The organism is Dietzia sp. B44, from assembly GCF_014145245.1.
GTDB lineage: Bacteria > Actinomycetota > Actinomycetes > Mycobacteriales > Mycobacteriaceae > Dietzia > Dietzia natronolimnaea.
The window spans coordinates 1-3,415 of record NZ_JAALEF010000336.1 but is presented as its reverse complement, the minus strand read 5'-3'; the positions used below and the strand labels follow the sequence as shown (position 1 = coordinate 3,415).

The following is a 3,415-nucleotide window of genomic DNA, read 5'->3' as shown; positions in this document are numbered from 1 at the left end:
GCGGGCCCGCCGGCCCCTGCGGTGGCGTCCCCGAAGGGGGTCAGGGTGGGCAGGGGGCCCGCCGAGGCCGGGAGGAGGGCGAGGAACCCCGGGATCGTCCCGGCGAGCATGAGCGAAGGCATCCCCGAGCGCACCGTCAGGTGCGGTCTCGACCCCTCGATGTCGGTGCCGTCGCGGGTGACCGGTCCCCCCGACCCCGGAGCGGCGACCTCCTCGGCCACCTCGTCCGCGCTAGGTGCGGTGGCCTCCGGGGAGCCGAGGACGACGACCGCCGCCGCGAGCCCGAGCCCTCCCACGAGAACCGGGAGGGCGATGAGTCCGGCAGCGGCGACCCTCATGCCACTCCTCCACACATGCGCCCAGTGTATTGATGACGCAACCACTGTCCCACCGAATGGGGATCTTGGAAAGAGGGTTCGGTCACACGGAACGCGAACGGGCCGCACCCGGTGTGGGTGCGGCCCGTTCGCGGATCCGTCTCCGGGACTTCCGTTCTCGTCCCGCAGGTCTCAGCCCAGGCGCTCCTTGAGGGCGGCGAACTGCTCGTGCACCTCGGCCGGGACCTTGGGTCCGCAGAACTCCAGCCACTCGGTGATGAGCGGGAGCTCGCGGCGCCACTCCTCGGGGTCGATGGCCAGTGCCTCCTCGACGTCCTTGAGGGGGGTGTCGAGGCCGGTGAGGTCGATGTCCGAGGCTCGGGCGGTGAAGCCCGCGACGGTCTCGTCCGCCTCGACCCGGCCCTCGATGCGGTCCACGACCCACTTGAGGACCCGGCTGTTCTCGCCGAACCCGGGCCAGAGGAAGCGACCGTCCGCGCCCTTGCGGAACCAGTTGACCAGGAAGACCTTGGGCATCTTGTCGCCACCGCGGGCGCCCATGTCCACCCAGTGCTGGAAGTAGTCACCGACGTTGTAGCCGATGAAGGGCAGCATGGCCATCGGGTCGCGGCGGACCGCGCCGACCTGGCCCTCCGCGGCCGCGGTCTGGCCGGAGGAGAGGGTGGCACCGATGTAGACGCCGTGGTTCCACGAGTGGGCCTCGCTCACTAGCGGCACGGTGTCCGCGCGGCGACCGCCGAACAGGATGGCCGAGATCGGAACGCCCTCGGGGGAGTTGAACTCCGCGGCCGTGACCGGGCACTGGTCGATCGGCACGCAGTAGCGGGAGTTGGGGTGGGCGGCGTTGCCGGCCCCGCCGTCGCCCACGGGCGTCCAGTCGTTGCCCAGCCAGTCGATCAGGTGGTCCGGGGTCCCCTCCAGGTCCTCCCACCACACGTCGCCGTCGTCCGTGAGGGCGACGTTGGTGTAGATGGAGTTGCCCGCCTCCAGCGTCTTCATGGCGTTGGGGTTGGACGAGTAGTTGGTGCCGGGCGCGACGCCGAAGAAGCCGTACTCCGGGTTGACGGCGTAGAGCCGGCCGTCCTCGCCGAAGCGCATCCAGGCGATGTCGTCTCCCACGACCTCCGCGCGCCAGCCCTCGATGGTCGGCTGCAGCATCGCGAGGTTGGTCTTGCCGCACGCGGACGGGAAGGCCGCGGCGATGAAGTAGACCTTGTCCTCCGGGGAGATGAGCTTGAGGATGAGCATGTGCTCGGCCATCCAGCCCTCGTCGCGGGCCATGGCGGAGGCGATCCGCAGCGCGAAGCACTTCTTGCCCAGCAGCGCGTTGCCGCCGTACCCGGATCCGAAGGACCAGATCTCCCGGCTCTCCGGGAAATGGGTGATGTACTTCTCCTCGTTACACGGCCACGAGACGTCCTCCTGGCCGGGCTCGAGCGGGGCGCCCACGGTGTGCAGGCCCTTGACGTACGCGCCGTCGGAGCCGATCTTCTCCAGCGCGGCGGTGCCCATGCGGGTCATGATCTTCATGGACACCACGACGTAGGCGGAGTCGGAGAGCTCGATGCCGAGCTTGGGGTCCTCGGCCTCCAGGGGGCCCATGCAGTAGGGCACGACGTACATCGTGCGACCACGCATGCTGCCGCGGAACAGCTCGGTCATGTGGCCGCGCATCTCGGCCGGGTCCCGCCAGTTGTTGGTGGGGCCGGCGCCCTCCGCGGTCTCCGAGCAGATGAACGTCCGCGACTCGACCCGCGCGACGTCCTTGGGGTCGGACTGGGCGAGGAACGAGTTGGGCTTCTTGGACTCGTCGAGTTTCACGAAGGTGCCGTGCTCCACCAGTTCCGTCGTGAGGCGGTCCCACTCCTCGTCGGAGCCGTCGGCGAAGACGACCCGGTCCGGCTGGGTCAGTTCGGCGACCTCGGCGATCCACGCGAGCATCTCCGCGTGATCGGTTGGCGCCTGACCCTCGAGGCCGGGAATGGTGGTGGTGGTCATCACAGCTCCTCGTACACGGTGCATGGTATCGATCACACACTATCGTCAACCCGATGGTCCCGCCGCCTTCCGGGCCCCGATCGTGGCCCCGACGTGAGCAATGCCTCAACTTTTCAGATGTGGCCGTGGTCGATGCGTTCCCACCGGGCCGGGGTCGGTGACGATTCGGGGGACCCGGCACGGGCCTCGTTGGTGAAGCCCCCGAACGGGACCCCCTCCGCGGGATTGGCCAGTCGCCAGGAGTCGTAGCTGCCGTCGAACCGGACCGTCGAGACGTGGTCGACCGTCCCGTCGCCGTCGACGTCCGTGTAGACGGTGAGCCCCCGGCCGTCCCCCCGGGTGACGGCCTCCATGAAGCCGTCGCCGTCGAGATCCGCCTCGGGTGAGCCGAGATCGAGGACGCCGTCACCGACCGGGACGTGCAGACCCAGGGACGAGGCCTCGGCGAGCGGGGCGCCGTCGAGGCCGCACACGTCGGGCCTGGCACTGAAGTCGGACGGTTCGGAACCGGGGAAGGGGTCGGTCATGTCGAGGGGCTCCCTGGGGTGGCGAGGGCGGGCGGGGGAGTGCCTGCGGGCCCCGCAACAGTAGCCGCGGAAGCGGTGGTCGGGGTGGGCGCGGGTGCCCTCCCCGTGAGCCGTGACCGGCGGATACGGCGTTCGAGGTCGCCGACCCGGGGGCCCGGGTCATGGGCGAAGCCGTCGGTGATGGTGGCCTCCGCGGCCAGGATCCTGGCGCCGAGGGACTGTTCGACCTCCGAGCGCAGGGCGCCCAGACGTTCGGTCACGACGGCGGACGTGTGGGACCGCAGCGTCTGGGTCCGCCTGACCGTGACCGTGGTCCACCCGAGCGCGACGCCGCAGAGCAACGCCAGGGGGATCACCACCGCCGCCAGCCCGGGGATCTCGGCGAGTGGGGACAGGAGCATGCGCCCCACCCCGGTCCCGCCGGCCGCACCCATGATCATCACGAGTGCCTCCTCGCCGTGGTTGCGGGGCGGACGACCCGGGGCGATCCCGCCGGACGGTGCGGGGATCCGCGGTGTGGTGGGCGCGGCGGCCCCGAGGTGGCGGGCCACG

General features: G+C 70.7%; 3 protein-coding genes and 1 pseudogene. All 4 read right to left on the bottom strand.

What is annotated here, in order from left to right:
* Nucleotides 1-338: hypothetical protein (locus G6017_RS11350; RefSeq protein WP_182617417.1), on the bottom strand; the 338-nt coding region annotated here is incomplete at its 3' end.
* A 171-nt stretch (nucleotides 339-509) separates the two neighbouring features.
* Nucleotides 510-2,336 carry a phosphoenolpyruvate carboxykinase (GTP) gene (locus G6017_RS11345; protein WP_179523600.1) on the bottom strand — a complete coding sequence of 609 codons (1,827 nt, stop codon included), beginning with the start codon at nucleotides 2,334-2,336 and terminating at the stop codon, nucleotides 510-512.
* A gap of 113 nt (nucleotides 2,337-2,449) precedes the next feature.
* Nucleotides 2,450-2,863, bottom strand: a complete 414-nt coding sequence (locus G6017_RS11340; protein WP_095718136.1) for a DUF6802 family protein — start codon at nucleotides 2,861-2,863, stop codon at nucleotides 2,450-2,452.
* Nucleotides 2,860-3,415, bottom strand: a pseudogene (locus G6017_RS11335) (hypothetical protein); the annotation flags it as partial. The pseudogene G6017_RS11335 and the gene G6017_RS11340, both read right to left, overlap by 4 nt.